Here is a 17,620-nt window from a genome sequence, read left to right on the forward strand (position 1 = left end):
CTGTCCTTTAATTTATTTTGGTTATTTTTTCACAATTAATTGCTCTGATCTCAAAAGTAACCTTTTCAGCTTCAGATGAGTAGCTTCTAGAGGGTTCTTCTGTAAATACAGCAGTATTACTAATAATTTTTGTTGAAATACGATCATTAAATACAAGATCTAACATCTTGTCATTTTTACTTATATTCATGTTATAAAACTGATCATCTGCTAGTTGTGTAAGTAAAATGTAATCTTGGCTACCAAGCGTAACTTCAATGTTGAATATATAAGTAATGGTTTTAGGATCCCTAAGACTAATAACGGGCAGGCCTCTGTCTTCATTGCTAATTATTGCTCTTGTTGTAGGTTCACTTGTAAATTCTAATTTTCCACTGTTAATTTGCCTACCACCTATTGAAAAATAAACATCTGTTAATTTATATAAATTATTCAAAGCTTAAACCCTCCTCTTAACTGGATAAAGTATTTAAATAATCACTAATGTCTTGTGAAGTAATATTAAGAAGCACGCTATTCATACTAAAGTTGTAAACAATATTTAGTGATAGTAAAAGTTTTAAGCTTGGACTTGGTTCAATCTTAACGTTAAGATCTGAATATGAGACAAGAATACCTTTATCAATGAAACTCTTAAGTTTACATTCAATAGCAGTAGTATATGCATTGTCTTTTTTACCATCAAGTTGTAAAGCTGATAATTTACTGTTTTGTCTATTATTAACATTCCATACCCTAATAAGTTCAAAGGTGAGTTCATATTTGATATAGTGATAAGTAAATAATTCATCAATTGCAGTTCCTTCAAGAGTTACACCTTCTTTAAATGCCATAACACCATCAAGACCCGTTTCATTAAGCAATGAGTAAAAATTAATATTAGCTTTTCTAAGCTTAGTAATCTCACCACTATCAGTAATGGGATTCATACCACTAAACTTAAGTCCATAAGGATTAGTTGAATGAAATATACTAGCTTCATGTAAGTATTTAGATATAAATCTTAAATGTAAATGTTCTTCTTTTTTAGAATGAATAACAATAATTTTGGTTTTAGAGTTAGTATTATCTTTAAATAACTCTTTTATTTCAGATTCTTTAGTTGCGAATACAAAAAAGTGCTTATCTTCTTTAAAATGTGTATAGTCATCTTTATATACAGTAAGGCCATCATCACCGTCAGTATTATCTTTATAAGTATTTATAAGAACAACAAAAGTATATCTGTTTTCTTGTAACTGGTTTTTAATTTCCTTTGATTCTGTACCCTCTTTATATATAAGGAGTTTAACTGATCTTAGGCCTTGCTCGCCTGCTGAGAAGAATGCTTGTATTGCTTTTTTTAGGTAAGCTTTTTCTTTGTCAAATGCATCCTGATCGTTACTACCTTCTTTTTCAAGTGCATCAATTTGCTTTGTAAAGCTATTTATATTTAAGTTTAATATCTTAACCTTAGGTGTTGAAGCATTAACTTTAATCTTTGAACATTTATATACTAGTAAGGGCTGGTAATAATTTATATGTTTTATATCTAAGGCCTGATGAGTTAAATTGACGTTAATTGTGTCTTGTGGCAATATTAGCCTCCTTTAATTTTTGTATAATCTGTGCATTAGCTTTAAAGTTTTGACTACAACAATAAGCAACATTGCTATAATTGGAATTAATTTTAATAAGTCCACTGTTTTGCATATTTGTTGTAGGATAGATATATAAGTTAACTTGAACTGAATATTTATCATCTTCTTCTTGTTCTAGTGTTAACTTACAAGTATTCTCATAAATAAAATCAGTTAACAAACTATAAATTTGAAGCATGGTGTAATATGAATCCCTATCTTGAGAATTTATAACTTGACTTAAAATAAATATTTGAAAATGCAAACTAAACTCATTTACATTAGAGTAAAATTCACCGCATCTTGAATTTGGTATTAATAAGTTATCTATATTTTCAAATTTAACTGCACATATATTCTCAAGCTTGGTAGTGTGTTTAGACATGTATGGATGATTATATGTATGAATTATGTCTAAGTTTATTCCTAAGTTCTTAATGACTTCTTTAAAACTTTTTAGATAATCTAGTAGGCAAGTATGTATAACCTTAATATTGAGTATCACTAGTTTATCCTATAACTAATAGAATTAAGCATATTTGCAGTATCAATTAATGTTGATGTTGGATAAGATGATCCTTTTCTTTTCTTATATGCAATGGTTTTAGCTTGTATTTGGGGCTTTACTTTGTTTGATAAAACATAGTTAGTGTAATAAGCTATAAAGGCCTCTGCTATAGCTTGCATACCTTTTTTAGGGTTTTCCATGAAGCAATTTCTTATATAACTTGTGTCTATGTAATTCTTAAATCCCATTTCATTAGCAACAGCATATAAGTGTGATCTTGAAGGCAATTTGCTACTACCAAATTCATGCATACGAGCAATTTTTGCATTTCTTTTATCAAACCAACCAATCTCAATCTCTATTTCCATTCTATTGCCTTCAAAAGGATAGTAAGATAGCCAATACTAGAGTCAATACTGACTATTTCATAAAACATATTAGAATCTGATATTCTATCTTTAAGTTCAAAATCTAAATTGGATGTAGTATAAAGTTTATGAAGCGACTTTATATCATAAAGATTGGAATCATATAAATTTGTAAGTTCATCTGATTCTATACTAAAAAATACACCCGTAAACTCTTGAAATTTATCCTTATCATATGTCAACTGATAATCTGATAAGTCTTCTAAATAAGCATAAGTGCCTTTATATAGCTTAAGTGTCTCTTCATTCTTAAAGTAAGAGATTACTCTTGATGCTAAGCTTGCTAGTCTAGTTCTAATACTATTATTATGTGTCATCATTTGAGGATTCCTATACAACAAGGTGGATTAGTTGTTTGGATTTTAAGACTACTAAGTAAAGATTCAAACTGACTACAAAAGCTTGTGTTTGCATTAGATTCATTACCAATAGGATAATATGAAATTTCAAGCTCATTAATCTTCTCATTTTTGATACGGTTAAAATCAAATTCACGTATCACACCGGCTTGATTTAGTTTACAACCTATATAGTAATAAAGTAGTAATATCAGATGTGAGGAGGTAAGCATGTCAGCATTAATTCCTTTGGTAGTTATTATCATCTCAAGTAATTCTGTATAAGTTTCAAACTGAGTAAATGACAATACTTCTTCATTTAAATTAAGTAAATTTAGTATCTTACTATGAAGTGTTTGCAATTCTGATGACATATCTAACCCCTCTTCTACTAATAATTAACTTTGCTTAATATCAACTCTTAATATGCTCTTTGCTGTTGCAATAAGACCCCCTAAAACAAAATCAATGTATGAATGTGCAATATCAGTTGAATCTTTATCAACTTGTTCATTTGGCATTGGTAACATATACTTACTTGGTTTGAATTTAATTAATTCTGAATTTAATGGATAAATTAATATCTGATTTGAGAGTAAATTAGATGTTTGGATATAGACTTCTTGTCTATTATTAACAGCTTTAATAGTCTTGATAAGGAAATCTTCCCATGAATCAGTTGAAGAATAAATATTAGATGATGTTGATGTATTTGTTATTGCATAGGGTTCAACTAGTTTTAAACTTGTTTTTGGATCAACTAGTACCATCATAGGAGTAGAAAACTCATCACCAAGTTCTAGTTTTCCAAGCCCATCTTTTATTTTTTCAAATATTTTATCCATTTTATCTTTATTAGATGACTGCACTTCTTCTTTTACTTGATCTGGCATATTAAGCAGTCCATACATATTAGGAAGCATACGTTTTTGATTCTTACCATCTTTTTGTATTGAAACAGAACCAGTCAATATAAAGTGATTTATAAGCTTAATAATTTCATTACTTGCAAGTTTATATGCTTCCCTAAATGGAAGTAAATTATTATTTACATCACCTGCATAATCATTATTTTTATAAAATCCTTCAGAAGTTTGCTTTAAATGTCTAAACTTATATTGTAATTTAAGATAGTTAAGTCTAACTGCTTCTGAACGAAAACCAATAGTAGCAATAGTATTAACTTCATTTACTAATGTTGTTGGATTAGCATTAAGAAAGGCATCCCATTTTATTGTTTTTAAGTACCCTGTCTTTAAATCTACATCTTCAATTTGTTCACTAGAAAACCAATTATAAAATATTGGTAACTTTACTTCATTAAATATATTTGCTATCTCTTTAGCATAATAATTTTGATCATATAATTCGGACATCTTTAACCTCCTTTAACTTATTAACTTGGTTTACCTTTATTACCATAAATAGCTACATTTACTATGCAAAGCTTTTTTTCAGTATCAAGTTCGATTACATCTGATAAGGCCATGGCATTAATTTTGCCATTACTTGAATCATTTTTTTCAAGCTCACCATTTGTACCAAATTTAAGTTTGTCTTTTCTTTTTATGCCACTGCTTTCTTTTGCTATTAAATACCCTTGGAAGTTATTTGTAATAGGAATTACTGTAGCAGTATTAGTAAACTCATCTATGTCTGTACATATGCCATAAATGTCATCCTCACCACCAACTTCAACATGAGGTTCATAATGTGGTTGATTGTTTTGTACTGTATCTACAACTAGCTTTACTCCTCTTTTATATGGATAGCCTGTAAAGAAGTAATTCTCTAATTTGTCATGCCTACTAGTTACAGTACCACCTTGATTTTGTAAATGTCTATTTTTATCCCTAAAATCAACTTTATTACTAAAAGTTCCAGCATCACTAGTAGGGTTTTTCATTTGTTTTTTTATTTTTTTAAGTTTTTCTTGATAGTCAGTTACTAACTGAGTTATGTTTGTTGACACTTTAACCTCCTAACCTTTTGCTTTACTTCAAGAAACGTCATTATTACCATAAATGGCTATCTTTATTAAATACAGCTTATAATCCTCTTGTTCTTTTTTAGATGTGTCATCAGTAAGATTTAATGTAAATACATTTGATAATGCAATAGCTTTAATTGATACTTGTGAATCACTAGTTGATTTAATAGCTTCTCCATTTGAATCAAAATCTAACTTATCACCAATCTGAATACTAGAAGAGCTTTTAGCAATTACATAACCTTCAAAATTATTTGTTATAGGTATTACTGTTGCTACATTAGTATGCTCATCAATGTCTATGCATATTCCATACATATTTTTACCATCAGATACTTCAACTTGAACTTCATCAGATTTTAAAGTTTCAATTTTTAATTTAACCGCACGCTTGTATGGGAATCCTATAGCAGGGTATTCTTCTAACTTATCTGTACTACTTGATACAGATTGAGATATAGCATCAAATGTTAAGTTCTTATCTCTAAAATCAGTTTTAGCTTTAAATACTGACCTTTCATCATAATTAAAACTTTTAGAGTATTTTTTTAACTTTAATATAGCGTCCTTCAATGATTTACCCTCAGTAGTTTCAAGTACTGCTGCTTGCCTTTTTCTTCTATTTCGTCCTCTTGTTCTAGAAGGTTGTTGTAATTCTTCTCCTTGTTCTTCGTCTTTTTGTTCATCATCATTGTCTTCATCATCTTCTTTTATTTGTTCTTGTTGTAACTGTTGTTTTAAAGTCTCAATCAGTTCATTATCATCCATGCCAGCATACATATCAGGTTCAAGTGTTCCATGTCCCAAATTAGGTACTAAGCTTGGATTTTGATTACCCTTGTTACTCACTATTATTTATACCCTCTGTTCCCAAATATACTTACAAGTGCTATGTAAAGGTTATCATTGATTTTAAATGCACTTGATAAGGCAACACCATTTATAGTTGTGTTTGAACCACTGTCATTTTCAATCTCTCCATTTGAATCAAATTTAACTTTCCCACCAGGTGTAATTTGACTTTGACTATCCTTTTTTACTACTAAATATCCAGTAAAGTTATTTGTTATTGGTATCACTGTAGCAGTCTGTGTAAACTCATCAATATCTATGCATATACCATATAGATCATTACCACCCCCGGCTTCAACACAAGGCTCATCACTATCACTTTCTTCGTAAGATAACTTAACACCACGTTTGTATGGGTATCCTTTAACAGGATAATTTTCTAACTTGTCAACACTGCTAGTTATAGTACCACCTTGATTTGCAAAGTGTGCACCTTTGTCTTTAAAACCTATATCTACATGAAAAAGCCCAGCATCTCTATTAGGGTTTTTCATTAGATCTTGTATTTCTTTTACTTTGGCATCATAATCTTTTTTAAGTTGTGTTATATTGGCATCTGACATATGTATTCATCTCCTTAAGCAGTTTTTTGCTTTCTAGATTTATAAAATTGATTTCTTTTTTCTTTATAAGCATTAGCAATAGAAATATTAAACTCACTAAAGTTTTGAGGAGTAAAATTAGAATCTAAGATTGAGATATCCTCATTTGTTAAGGCTAGTTTAATCTCACCTTTTGAATTGACACTTGTAGATTGTATTCTTTTCTTTATATTTACTTTAGCAAGGTTTACAAGTTGTTCAAGTAATTCACCATCTAAGTGACTAGTATCTCTTACCTTAGCAATAGCATAAATCTCTTCAATGGGTACATATTTTCTAACAAGCTCCCTACGTTGTGCTTGCATTATGTCTTTTAATAAGTATCCCTTAGCAAGTAATGTCTCTTTATTAAAATGACTACTTAAATGCTTACGAGCTAAATTATCAATCTCATTAATACGAGAAGCTTCACTTAATAATTTATTTTCTTCTTCTAAACGCGCTTGTGACTCTGAAAGTTCTTTTGATATCCTTTCATTAATAGTTAAATTCTTACCTTCAGATTCTTTTGATGCTTTATATGCTTTATACTCTTCATATTCTTTTAAACTTAAAGTAATACTGTCTGTATTCTCTTTATTACCCTCTGTATTTTGAATTAAAGTATCTTCTTGTGTACTGGCTACGTTTTCTTGTATTTCTTGGTTCATAAACTCTCCTTCTAGCTTTCATAAAAAAATAATTTTGATCTTAAAGACTCAAGTTCACTTTTACTTAACGTATTACTTGCTTCTAATTCCTTGTATTTAAGGGTTAATTCTATAAGTTTGGAATCTCTTTCATACTTTTCTTCTTCAGTGAGCATATGCAATGAGTTAAATCTAATGTCTAAATAATAATATTTATTAAGTTTACTATTGCAATTAATTTCTAACTCTTCTTGAACACCTTTTAAAAAGTCGTAATAGTTAGATCTGTCCCCTTTACCATCACTACCAAGCCCCTTAACTTGTTCATTAAAGCTTCTAGTTAAAGGCTCCTTAGTATCAGCTCCTATCTTTGCTTTTACTAATGCTAAAGCCTCTTTTAAATAGGTTATGTCATACTTAATAACTTCAAGTGAAGCATCTGATGTACCACTATAAAATATGCCGTCATTATTTAAATTATTTCTAAGTCTATATAGTTCTCTTTCAAGTTCATTATTTACACCTTTAAACTTGCTTATATGCTCATCATCATTCCTTCTGAAGATATTAGTAAATAAACTTCCCTTATCAACACCCTTAGTTAAAAGATCTAGAGATGTTTTAGCATTAACTAAAGCATCTTGTAATTCTACTAATGATTCATCTTTATAAAATAGAAAATTATGACTCTCTATTCTCTTTTCTATTTCTTTATATATTTGTTCAAAAAGATATATATTAAGCAAAAAGCTTTGGGTATAACATGGACTGTATGCTTTAAGTATATAGTCATAATTAGAGTGTATTATTACTCTACTCTTATGAATTTTTATTTCCTTATAAGATATCTGATCATTTTCATTTACTTTCAAATTGTATGTTATATAAGTAGCATCAGGCCCCTCATCACGAACACTGTTATAATCAAGATACATAAATCCAGTAGGAAATTCTTTATTTACTTCTAAGTGTAAATCTTGTAGTTGGTCTTCTGTTTTAACTAAAATATACCCAACACCATTGAAACGATAACTGATTATGCACTGAAATAATGTTGCTTTTAATTCTATTTTTAACGCATCTAGAGCATCTTCAATAGACAAAGAAGTAGGCATTACACTATTTAAAGTGATCCCATTCTTAAGAACGTCTTCTGCTACATTTGAGATGTAATTTCTAAAGAATATTGAATACTTGTATAGATCTTTAGCATGAACTTTGAAATCTAATCTCATTTATTCTTCTAACCTTTAACCATAAAAAATATAACTCAATACTTAGTTTTTGCTAAGTATTTTTAACAAAAAAATAAGGGTTGTGGAAAAAAGTTTGTATGAGTTTAATTAGGGAATACTTAATTTACATTTACTTATTTAACAAGGTATACAATACTGACATTAATGTTAAGAATATTGCTAAACACATAGTAATGATTATTACAAAAACACATTTGTATAACCTCAATGTACTCTTAATATCCTTATTATTAATTTCTATCTTATTATCTAAATCATTAATATCTGATTTTAATTCATTCCTTACATTGTCTATCTTTATATCAAGATTATTTTCTGCTATAACTACGCATTGACCTCTTTTTTTTTCAGTCAATTCATTATACGTCAATACCAAAGCGGACTTACCATCATCTAGTTTATGATAATAAGTAGCAAAAACTTTAGTATTAATTCCCAACAAAATAATAAACATACTAATATTGGAAATTCTTTTAATCATTATATTAGATAAAACTAAAAAACTGTTCTTAATCATAAGTATTAAAAATCCTTCTCCATTAAAATTTGTTAAACCTAGCAAACTAAATACCATAATTAATGGACATGATAATAACTAATTAACATTAGCTTGATCATAATAATTTGCATTATTAACGACCCTACTTAAATATCAATGCTATCAACGTTAATAATATCCCTAAAGAAATAGTAATAATTGTTCCAAACATCCAATTATGCAGCTTTAACATACTCTTAAGTTCTGATGTTCTTTGATCTATTTTATTATCTAACTGCATTTTGTTAAGGTCTATCTTATTATCTAGTGAATTAAACTTAGTATCTATCTTATTATCTAAATCCATCTTGTTATTATATATCTTTCTATCTAGGTCTTTGATATCTGATTTTAAGCTACGTTCTGTCATCTCTATTTTTAAATTCAAATTACTCTCAACACTATTAATTCTGTCCTCTAATCTTTTTTCTACACCATCAATCTTTTCTTCTAATCTCTTCTCTACACCATCAATATTCTGTTCTAATCCCTTCTGTACATCATTTATTTTATCTTTTACACCATCAATCTTCTCTTCTAGTTTTTCAAATTGAAGATTAAAATTAGTTTCTAAATACTCAATATCTTTGTAAGTAAGCTCATTATGGTAATATCTTTTAGAAAGATCATTTGCAATAAACTCTTGCATTCCAAGCCTTATAAATTCTTGATAGATCATATCCTCAGTTATATGACCATTAAATATTTGTACATTTCCAACAGACTGTAATGATGGTTCTTGCATAAAATCTCCTTATTTAATTATTATATAATATTTTATGCATTATAGGAACCTTATTTTACTAAAATGGGCTTTAAGAGAGCGCATATTTAGACTTAACAACATATATGATGCTGAAAGACTATCTAATGAATCATCATCACTCTTACCATCCCCTTTATATTTATACATATCTGATATACTTGATTTACTTGAATAGTCTAAGATACTAAGCTTTGAGGTTGCTAAGGGTTCTATTAGTGTAGCAATTCTTGTAAATTTATTACTTATAGGTTTTATCGGTGCAATCCTAAACTTATGATTCATACTTGATCTAAGTTTTACAAAGGTTTGTGTTACATTCCCATGTCCTGAAATATTATCTCTATCTTCAACATAAAGGGTATGCACATTTAGATTTCCTAATATAGTTTTGATTGTGTTTAACACCTTAGGATCACCAAATGGTAGTTTTTCTTGAAATAGAAATGCATAATACTTATTATCTACTCTTTCTAATACACAAAGTGCAGTATTATCACCACCAATACTGTATGCGGGGTCTAGATATGCTATTGGATTTACAAATTCATGCTCACTTGTAACATTAATATTGGTAAATATAGCATCACACGGAGCAACCCATTCGCCTAAAAGGACTTTGGCTTTATATGTTGGCTTGTCTTTATAAATTTCTTCTTGTGTTTTAATAAATTCTTTTGAAATTAGATTATTATCATAAGTTGTAAAGTTATATGTAGAATAAGTATTAGTATTATCAATATAATCAGTTTTAAAAAAGTGGTCAGGACTGTCGGGGTTAGTATCAAAAATAATTGTTTGCATACCCACTCTAAGTCTTTTTAAACATTCTATTAATGTTTCTTTATGTAGAGTTGTTGCTTCATTTACATATATAAGAGCTGAGTTGCTTCCCCTAAATCTTTCAAAATCACTTGCCTTATAACCACCATAAAGGTTAACCCTTAATGAATCAAGTTCAAAATATGATGTATTAGAAAACTTAGGTAAAAATGGGATATTTAGCATATTAGCAAGCTTTTCAAATTGGCCTAAAACATTAATCTCTAATGATTTTTGTGAATTACCCAATATAAAATTATTAGTATCTTGTTTATATAAATTTCTATTCCTAAGTAAAACTTTTAAGAACAAATAACATGCTAAAAAGGTTTTTCCACTTGCAATGCCACCACTTAAGATAATTTTACTTTGATTATTTATTTCTATACTGCGTATTACTTCAAGCTGTTTTTTAGTTAAATATTTACTCTCAAACCCTTTAAAATCAACTTCTACTTCTTTAAACTTAATATACTTTAATATATCAATCCCAAATTCACGTTTATAATCCCTTTGCATTTCTTTAAACATTGGTAATTTATATATATCCATTTCTTAACCTTTAAACTTGAAATTTAAAACGTGACTCTACATCTGTTGCTTTTAGCTTTTGCAGCATCTCATAATACAACTGCATTTTCTTAACTTCCCTTTCTTTTTTAAGTTGTGACAGTTGAAGTGTTAAGTCTTCATTACTATTTTCTTCTTGTGAATGTTCACACTCTTTAGAAAGACTTGTAATTTTAGACTCTATTTTATCTATTTGATCATCATGAGTTTTAAGTTCTAACTCTACATACCTACTAAATGAATTTATAAATTCTATTCCTAGAAGGCTACGAGCCATACTAAACTGACTCTTTAAATCTCGGGCTTGCGCATTACTTTGAGACGCATGAAGTAAGATATTAGTTAGAGTATCTTCATGAATAGTAAGCTTATTATTGTTAACATATTCAGAATTGTCTTTAACCGATTCCCATTTGTGTCTCATCTTACTTACATTCGCTTTTGAGACTCCCATTTCCTTTGCAATATTACTGTCATTAAGCTTACCTTCTTTAAAATACACAATATAATCATCAAATGATTTTTTGAATCTACTCATATTCTTTAACACAAATTAACCATTAAGTTAACAAAAATATAATTAATTAACATAAACTCTATAACAAAATAATAAACTTTGCAAAAACAATTAGTAATCATCAATTATATAGACTGGTTACAAAGGAATAATTTATAATAACTTAGATTATATATAAAAACTAAAAAAGGAGAATATTATGAAAATATTTATCAAATTATTAGTACTTTGTAGTACATTACTCTTGTATTGTTGTAATGAGGACAAAATTAATGGCACGTCTGCTAAAGCTATACCACCACATAGAACATTTAGCAAAGGATTAGATAATCCACAGCCTAAACCTCCTGAACAAGACGAAACAAGACCTGATACTTTAACTGCTGATGAAAAGCAAAAATTTGACGTTCTCATAAATGCATTTAATAAAATTATAGAATTAAAACTATTGTCAGATGATGAATTACAAAAAAGTCAAAACTTTTTAAATTGGATACGATCAACAGATGTATCAAAACAAAAAGAATTAGCTAATGATTTTACAACAGTCTATGAGTTCTTAAAAGACAAAAAACCCCCACAATTAAATAATTTAACCATTACTCAACTTATAAATAATTCCTTAAATTGCCAAGCTACAAATCAATGTAATGATAGATATACAAATATTAGAGATGAAGATATACAAATGTTTTTTAGAAATGTTCTATACGAAATAACTCTCACAGGCAGCGTAAATGAAAAGACATTTCAAGCTCTCAAAGCAGAATTACTTAACCTAACTAAACATGTAGATGGTTTATTAGGAGGAAATCAATACGAAATAATGCTAAGAATACAACTAAAAAATGATAATAACCAAACACAGGCTTTTAACTTCTTAATAAATGCTTTTCCACAGGACAAGCGTCATATTGCGTGGCGCGCACTAAAGCTCTTGTTTGAATTCAACGATAATGGAACGACAAAGTCCATAGATCTTGAAAATCTAAAATCTATATTAAATCATATACATACTGAACTTAACAAGTGTAATGGAGATGAAGCTGGTCAAAATAATTTCAGAACTCGCATAACAAACTATTTCGTAAAAGCATATCAAGACGATACATTAAATGCTGACACATTGAATAATTTTGCAACTAAAGTATTAAGCGGTTGTTAAAGGAAAACAAAAAATAAAATACACCTCTCATAATTAAGGCTTGCAAGTAAAGAAAGAGCATTTAAGAGAGGTTAATTTAAAAAAAGTAATAGTTATAAGAAAAGATAAATTAAAGTTATTACAAAAATGGTAAGAGGAATAAAAAAGTTAACTTGAGGTTAACTGATAATAAGAAGTTAAAATTTGTTATACATAAATGCATCACCGTAAAATGCGAAGTTATTAAAAGAGATCATAGAGTAGATATAAAGTAAATAGTTTAGTATTTGTAAATAAGAACAAGAAGTACAGAAGATATTTCTTGTATTTATGTCTTTAAATAGTTTTTAATCTTTAAATAGATACTCTAAAAGAAATATTTTACATACAATGATAAGCATCTAAATTTGACTTTAAGAGTAAGTATTTGCTAAGATTTTTATAGCTAAATTTATATATTTTTAATGTGTTTAGTTAACTTGTAAAGTACATGCAAAAAGAACATTTAATTAATAAGTTAATAAAGCAAAATACACAATTAAATGAAGAACTCGGTCTACTAAAAACTAAGCTTAAAGATAAAAAAACCAAGCAAATAAGAAGTATTCCTATAAGATTTTATCTTAATGATAAGATAATAAGACTAGTAAAGAGATGTATAGAAAAACTTAAAGAAAAAGATCCAATCTCAGGATGGTTTGTATACTTACTCTCAATTACTGGTTGTAGAGGTGTTGAGATTCAAAATGTAAAACTTACTGATATCTCTAAAGAGAGGAGTAGTGATGGTGAAATGTTTTATTCTATTCGTGTAAATGTAGCTAAAAAAAGAAATAGTATATGTATAAGAGAAGTAATAATTAGCAAATCTGAATTCAACTCTATAATGCAAGCGCATCAAAACTACTTTCTATCTAAAGGAAAAGACTCAAGGCGTACATATCTTTTTCAAAAAAGTAAAATTAAATTTAGAGACAATAAAATTAATATAAATGAAATTGCAATTAGGTTTAAAGCATTACTAGTTAAAGCAGGCTTTAAATATCGCAAGTCATTACATATATGCCGTAATATATTTATAGCATCACTTAAAGCTAAAGGATACAATTCATTTGAAATCAAAGAACTCATGAAATACTCATCCACTTCTGAGATTGATAATGTCTATGGTCTATCTAGCGCTAGTAAGATACAAGCTTACAAAGATATCAAAAATAGCTTAAATTAACTACTAGTTTTTGCTAAAATATTGTATAATATTAACAAATGAAAAACTAAACAAGCAAAATTTTACTTCATATAAAAACTAAGAGGCTTTAGGTCTCTATTTTTTTACACATAAATTAATACCTATATACTGAATATTTCCTTTTGGATATACCTAGTATTTTTACAAGTTATACTTGATTTACTAGTTTTGTATGAAGTTGCTAGTATCTCATATTTAGTATGACCAAAAGTATTAGCTACACCCCTTGATAAACCCATATAATTAATATGAAGATTATATTTTAAAAAAAGTTCTAATACCTCCTTATCATCAAATTCACTTATTGCAAACTTCCAATTATATCTCTTCATTTCTATAATGAGCCTTTCTAGACAGTCTAAATTCCAACCCCGATTCTCATGCAAACGACCTCGTGATATTGAATATGGAGGATCAAGATATACAAATGTTGAAGGAATCTTATCTTTCTTAGTTACAGCATTTAAAAAGTCAAATATGTCACGAGAAGTCAATACTGCAAAATTAAGCATTTCTTTGATTTTGGATTTATAAGTATTTAACTTCTCTAAAAATAGTTTCTTAGAATTATTTTTATTAAATTTTATAGTTGTACTACATGTACCATAAATAGAATACAGAGTCCTTAATATGACATATTCTATTTTATCTTGATTCTCATTTATAACTCTGTCATAAATAATTGCTTCTCTTACACGCCTGTAAAGCAAATCAGGATCTTGTTTTAAAAAATAAAAAAGCTTGTATATAAACTTAGAATTATCATTTAGTATGTTATAACAAGCTAATGGTTTTGCAAAAAATATAGATCCAGTACCAAAAAATCCTTCGATATATAAAGTATGTTTAGGAAAAAGACTTATAATGTTGGCTTTGTACCTATACTTACTTCCTTCTCTATTTAATAATTTCAAATTTTATTAAATACCCTTTTTGATGTAACTTGATATTCCTTACCTTTTCCATCAAGACATAATGAGTCATAACACACTAAGGAATTATTAGTTGCCATAAAATGATAACCCTCAATACCTTTGATTTTAACTTCACTTATTTCAAATTCATTCAATTTACATTTATAAGAATGGTGTTCCCATCTTACATCACTATTAATACCATAGTATTTAAGTATTTTGCATGGATTTAAAATAAAACAATTGCATTTCATATATCCTAAATCAACAAACTTGTGATAATTAACATTAATATCATTGATACTAAACTGTAATTTCTTAAAGTTTGCTATGTAATAATGAAGAGATAAAAAGTAACATCCCCAGCGCTGTATCTGAAGAACTAGCTTGGGATCATCTTGTTTTACCCACATCTTTAACCTTTAACCTCCTTATTAAAAACTTAAGCTATCTCTATAGAAAACCCTAAACTTAAAGCCTCATTAAAAAAACACAACATCCGATCTAAAAACATAGATAATTTAAATGACTTATTTACAAAAAGACTCTTCTTATTAATCTTGGTGATTCCACATTCAAAAGCTTCTTCATAATCTTCTTTGCAAAATCCCAAAAATAAATCGAGACACCACTTAGCATTGCTTACAGTAAACCCTTGCTTATTAAGATTTTCAAACATAATGTCTCCAGCATCATCTTTCCTATTAAATAAAACATTTTCAAAATCATCACTATTACTAATCATTTCTTTTACAATCTCACTCTTAGAGATAACCTTACCCAAATTTAAACTCCTTGGCTTCTAATCATTAAAATGGAATATCTTCATCAAACTCTTCTTTAGAGTTAATATAACTAGTTTTTTGAACATTATTATGTGAGGTTAAAACTTGAATCTCATCAACTAAAATACTGTACTTACTTTTATTCTCACCAGTACGCTTACAAGACCAACTCTCATGACGCAATGATCCAGTAATTACAACTTGTGTTCCCTTAGTAAGAAGCTGAATTAAACTCTCAGACCTCTTACCAAATAAAACACAATCAAAAAAGTGAGAATGGTTAGTGAATTTATCATCTTTCTTAAATCCCCTATTATTAGCTAAAGTAAACTTTAAAGCAGGAATTTTATTACCAAAATAAGCAAATTCACAGTCCCTAGTTAAACGACCCGACATACTTAAACAATTAATATCAAACATTAGAATTTTCCTTATCTTTTAATCTACTTAGCATTTCCATGCGTATTAAGTCACGTTCGAATCGTTTTAGGTCTGCTAAAAATTCTTGTTTTGAGCATAGATTATAAACAACTCTTTCTATAATCCTTTTGCAAAGCCCACACAAGAACTTTATAAGTTTATAAGATATAAATAAGGATAATACTATCATCAAGCCCATGTGTTTCCTCTCCTAAACAGCACTTATACTAGATGTAGACCAATCATTATCTAAATCTAAACTATCAAAATTGAAGTTAATATCACCACCTAAAGACTTAAATCTATCCTTAATAGCTCTCTTAGTTGTATCTATAGAGAATAGATTGCCTTCAAGATAATAATGTATATGTTCAAGTAAAGAGAATTCTCCTAAAACTGAGTTTATACATAATTTAAGCTTATCTTTAATAGGCTTTGTTATCTTATCTAACTCTAACTTATGTTTTTTTTTAGTATCATTCTCTACTTTGTCAATTTTACATTGTAAATCATTAATCTCTAATAAGCATCCCTTTAAACGTTGATTCTCATAAGAATTAGTATCTAAATCAACAGACTTTACAAAATCTAAAAAATCAATCTTGTAATTTGATTTAGATAATTCATTATATAAGCAACTAGCCTTAAAGAAATTATCTATAAGAGTAATTAATGCGTCTAAATTAATATTTTTGACATCACAATTTTGTTTTAAATATCTAGCAATACGATTAACTTCACTCTCAAGTTTTTCAATACCAAACATTACCTTACTAATAAAAGCATCATTTCTATCTATTACACAGTTAATAGCATCATTACCTATGATGAAGAACAAATTACCCTTGCTTAACCCAGTACATGCAAGCTGTACTTGAACTTGAACATAATATTTAAAGAAATATTTATTTTCTAGGAAATTACCAGTTTTATTATATTCAATAACAGCACTTCTTAAATCAATAGAATCACTGCATTTGATCTCAAGTAATTCTGATTCACCTTCTTTATTTATAAACCAACCATCAATTGTAGAACCTATTAAATTGTCTTTTTTACCATACTTTTTGAAGTAATTATACTTATCTATCCCATTAGCATATTTGTTTTTGTATAAAACCTCTATGTTATCAGAATATATACGTACAAACTCATCAAATGCTAAATTTTCTAATACCTTGCCTTTTCGCATGCTTAAATTATCTTTAAATGGGATTTCCCTATCTATAGCTTTTAAAACCCTTTCAATAGCAAGTCTTGACACATGCTCAGTACCAATAAACATGCTTCCAACTTCACTTGCTCCCATACGCCTTAAAGATTTTCTTTGAACACTAAAATCAACTTTACTATTAAACTTAAAATATTCGCTTTTAGCAATTTTTGGTAGCTTGCGACCTACTTTGTTTATTTTACTGATATTTTTTTGATTGCATAAACTAAGCTGTTCCATCTTAACCTCTACCTTATTCTTGTTTAGATTTGTCATATTGAAACTCCTTGGTTTTTTTGAATTATAAATAAATATATATAGCAAAATCTGTTTTTGTCAACTTTTTTGTTATATTATTTTTGTTAACTTATACAAAAAATTTTTTATTAAAAAACAGTTTACTTTTTAATGCTTTTTGAGTTAACATTATTTAGTAATTCAAAAAAAACCAAGGAGCCTAATA

General features: G+C 28.1%; 24 protein-coding genes. 2 read left to right on the top strand and 22 right to left on the bottom strand.

Annotation, left to right across the window (positions count from 1 at the left end):
* Positions 1-7 precede the first annotated feature (7 nt).
* The 16 genes from bcCo53_RS04605 to bcCo53_RS04680 all read right to left on the bottom strand — a co-directional run bounded on the left by bcCo53_RS04605 (position 8) and on the right by bcCo53_RS04680 (position 11,453).
* Positions 8-436 carry a DUF1463 family protein gene (locus bcCo53_RS04605; protein ID WP_246938365.1) on the bottom strand — a complete coding sequence of 143 codons (429 nt, stop codon included), beginning with the start codon at positions 434-436 and terminating at the stop codon, positions 8-10.
* Positions 437-452: 16 nt separating this feature from the next.
* Positions 453-1,577 carry a DUF787 family protein gene (locus tag bcCo53_RS04610; protein WP_246938378.1) on the bottom strand — a complete coding sequence of 375 codons (1,125 nt, stop codon included), beginning with the start codon at positions 1,575-1,577 and terminating at the stop codon, positions 453-455.
* The gene (locus tag bcCo53_RS04615; RefSeq protein ID WP_246938379.1) at positions 1,558-2,124 is read right to left on the bottom strand and encodes a DUF764 family protein; all 567 of its coding nucleotides are present in this window, start codon (positions 2,122-2,124) and stop codon (positions 1,558-1,560) included. The genes bcCo53_RS04610 and bcCo53_RS04615 overlap by 20 nt, the downstream gene beginning before the upstream one ends.
* Positions 2,124-2,495: a hypothetical protein gene (locus tag bcCo53_RS04620; protein ID WP_025409055.1), complete on the bottom strand. Its 372-nt coding sequence runs from the start codon at positions 2,493-2,495 to the stop codon at positions 2,124-2,126. Before bcCo53_RS04620 ends, bcCo53_RS04615 begins: the two co-directional genes overlap by 1 nt.
* Entirely contained in the window at positions 2,486-2,875 is a 390-nt protein-coding gene (locus bcCo53_RS04625) for a DUF1506 family protein (RefSeq protein ID WP_241766595.1), read from the bottom strand. The genes bcCo53_RS04620 and bcCo53_RS04625 overlap by 10 nt, the downstream gene beginning before the upstream one ends.
* The gene (locus bcCo53_RS04630) at positions 2,872-3,267 is read right to left on the bottom strand and encodes a DUF3890 domain-containing protein (protein WP_051480106.1); all 396 of its coding nucleotides are present in this window, start codon (positions 3,265-3,267) and stop codon (positions 2,872-2,874) included. The genes bcCo53_RS04625 and bcCo53_RS04630 overlap by 4 nt, the downstream gene beginning before the upstream one ends.
* 24 nt (positions 3,268-3,291) lie before the next feature.
* The gene (locus bcCo53_RS04635) at positions 3,292-4,269 is read right to left on the bottom strand and encodes a hypothetical protein (protein ID WP_025409079.1); all 978 of its coding nucleotides are present in this window, start codon (positions 4,267-4,269) and stop codon (positions 3,292-3,294) included.
* A gap of 20 nt (positions 4,270-4,289) precedes the next feature.
* Positions 4,290-4,865, bottom strand: coding sequence for a DUF228 domain-containing protein (locus bcCo53_RS04640; RefSeq protein ID WP_246938367.1), 576 nt, complete (start codon positions 4,863-4,865; stop codon positions 4,290-4,292).
* Between the two features lie 27 nt (positions 4,866-4,892).
* Entirely contained in the window at positions 4,893-5,732 is an 840-nt protein-coding gene (locus bcCo53_RS04645; protein WP_025408879.1) for a DUF228 domain-containing protein, read from the bottom strand.
* Between the two features lie 2 nt (positions 5,733-5,734).
* Positions 5,735-6,298: a DUF228 domain-containing protein gene (locus bcCo53_RS04650; protein WP_025408880.1), complete on the bottom strand. Its 564-nt coding sequence runs from the start codon at positions 6,296-6,298 to the stop codon at positions 5,735-5,737.
* A 14-nt stretch (positions 6,299-6,312) separates the two neighbouring features.
* Complete coding sequence (locus tag bcCo53_RS04655) at positions 6,313-6,987, bottom strand: DUF1357 family protein (RefSeq protein ID WP_025408881.1); 675 nt, start codon at positions 6,985-6,987, stop codon at positions 6,313-6,315.
* 11 nt (positions 6,988-6,998) lie between these two features.
* Positions 6,999-8,201, bottom strand: a complete 1,203-nt coding sequence (locus bcCo53_RS04660) for an anti-CBASS protein Acb1 family protein (protein WP_246938368.1) — start codon at positions 8,199-8,201, stop codon at positions 6,999-7,001.
* Positions 8,202-8,331: 130 nt separating this feature from the next.
* Positions 8,332-8,739, bottom strand: a complete 408-nt coding sequence (locus tag bcCo53_RS04665) for a hypothetical protein (protein ID WP_051428649.1) — start codon at positions 8,737-8,739, stop codon at positions 8,332-8,334.
* A 124-nt stretch (positions 8,740-8,863) separates the two neighbouring features.
* A complete protein-coding gene (gene bdr / locus bcCo53_RS04670) occupies positions 8,864-9,505 on the bottom strand; it encodes a Bdr family repetitive protein (RefSeq protein ID WP_025408729.1) in 642 nt (213 codons plus the stop codon).
* Positions 9,506-9,544: 39 nt separating this feature from the next.
* Positions 9,545-10,897, bottom strand: coding sequence for a PBSX family phage terminase large subunit (locus bcCo53_RS04675; protein ID WP_025408730.1), 1,353 nt, complete (start codon positions 10,895-10,897; stop codon positions 9,545-9,547).
* Between the two features lie 10 nt (positions 10,898-10,907).
* Positions 10,908-11,453, bottom strand: coding sequence for a DUF603 domain-containing protein (locus tag bcCo53_RS04680; RefSeq protein ID WP_025408731.1), 546 nt, complete (start codon positions 11,451-11,453; stop codon positions 10,908-10,910).
* Positions 11,454-11,631: 178 nt separating this feature from the next.
* Between bcCo53_RS04680 and bcCo53_RS04685 the strand changes: the two genes are divergently transcribed.
* Both bcCo53_RS04685 and bcCo53_RS04690 read left to right on the top strand, forming a co-directional pair.
* Complete coding sequence (locus bcCo53_RS04685) at positions 11,632-12,597, top strand: Mlp family lipoprotein (RefSeq protein WP_025408732.1); 966 nt, start codon at positions 11,632-11,634, stop codon at positions 12,595-12,597.
* Between the two features lie 469 nt (positions 12,598-13,066).
* Positions 13,067-13,804: a site-specific integrase gene (locus bcCo53_RS04690; protein WP_041178839.1), complete on the top strand. Its 738-nt coding sequence runs from the start codon at positions 13,067-13,069 to the stop codon at positions 13,802-13,804.
* A gap of 122 nt (positions 13,805-13,926) precedes the next feature.
* Here the strand turns inward: bcCo53_RS04690 and bcCo53_RS04695 are convergent, their stop codons facing one another.
* The 6 genes from bcCo53_RS04695 to bcCo53_RS04720 are packed head-to-tail and all read right to left on the bottom strand — an operon-like array spanning position 13,927 to position 17,433.
* Complete coding sequence (locus bcCo53_RS04695; protein WP_025408733.1) at positions 13,927-14,739, bottom strand: DNA adenine methylase; 813 nt, start codon at positions 14,737-14,739, stop codon at positions 13,927-13,929.
* Entirely contained in the window at positions 14,736-15,152 is a 417-nt protein-coding gene (locus bcCo53_RS04700) for a DUF261 family protein (RefSeq protein ID WP_025408673.1), read from the bottom strand. Before bcCo53_RS04700 ends, bcCo53_RS04695 begins: the two co-directional genes overlap by 4 nt.
* A gap of 29 nt (positions 15,153-15,181) precedes the next feature.
* On the bottom strand, positions 15,182-15,523 hold the full coding sequence (locus bcCo53_RS04705; protein WP_025408947.1) for a hypothetical protein: 342 nt from the start codon (positions 15,521-15,523) through the stop codon (positions 15,182-15,184).
* A 25-nt stretch (positions 15,524-15,548) separates the two neighbouring features.
* Positions 15,549-15,944 carry a single-stranded DNA-binding protein gene (locus bcCo53_RS04710; protein WP_025408948.1) on the bottom strand — a complete coding sequence of 132 codons (396 nt, stop codon included), beginning with the start codon at positions 15,942-15,944 and terminating at the stop codon, positions 15,549-15,551.
* A complete protein-coding gene (locus bcCo53_RS04715; RefSeq protein WP_246938369.1) occupies positions 15,937-16,134 on the bottom strand; it encodes a hypothetical protein in 198 nt (65 codons plus the stop codon). The genes bcCo53_RS04710 and bcCo53_RS04715 overlap by 8 nt, the downstream gene beginning before the upstream one ends.
* A gap of 21 nt (positions 16,135-16,155) precedes the next feature.
* Entirely contained in the window at positions 16,156-17,433 is a 1,278-nt protein-coding gene (locus bcCo53_RS04720; RefSeq protein ID WP_246938370.1) for a DUF244 domain-containing protein, read from the bottom strand.
* Between the last annotated feature and the right edge of the window lie 187 nt (positions 17,434-17,620).

Origin of the sequence: Borrelia coriaceae (genome assembly GCF_023035295.1) — a bacterium.
Lineage (GTDB): Bacteria > Spirochaetota > Spirochaetia > Borreliales > Borreliaceae > Borrelia > Borrelia coriaceae.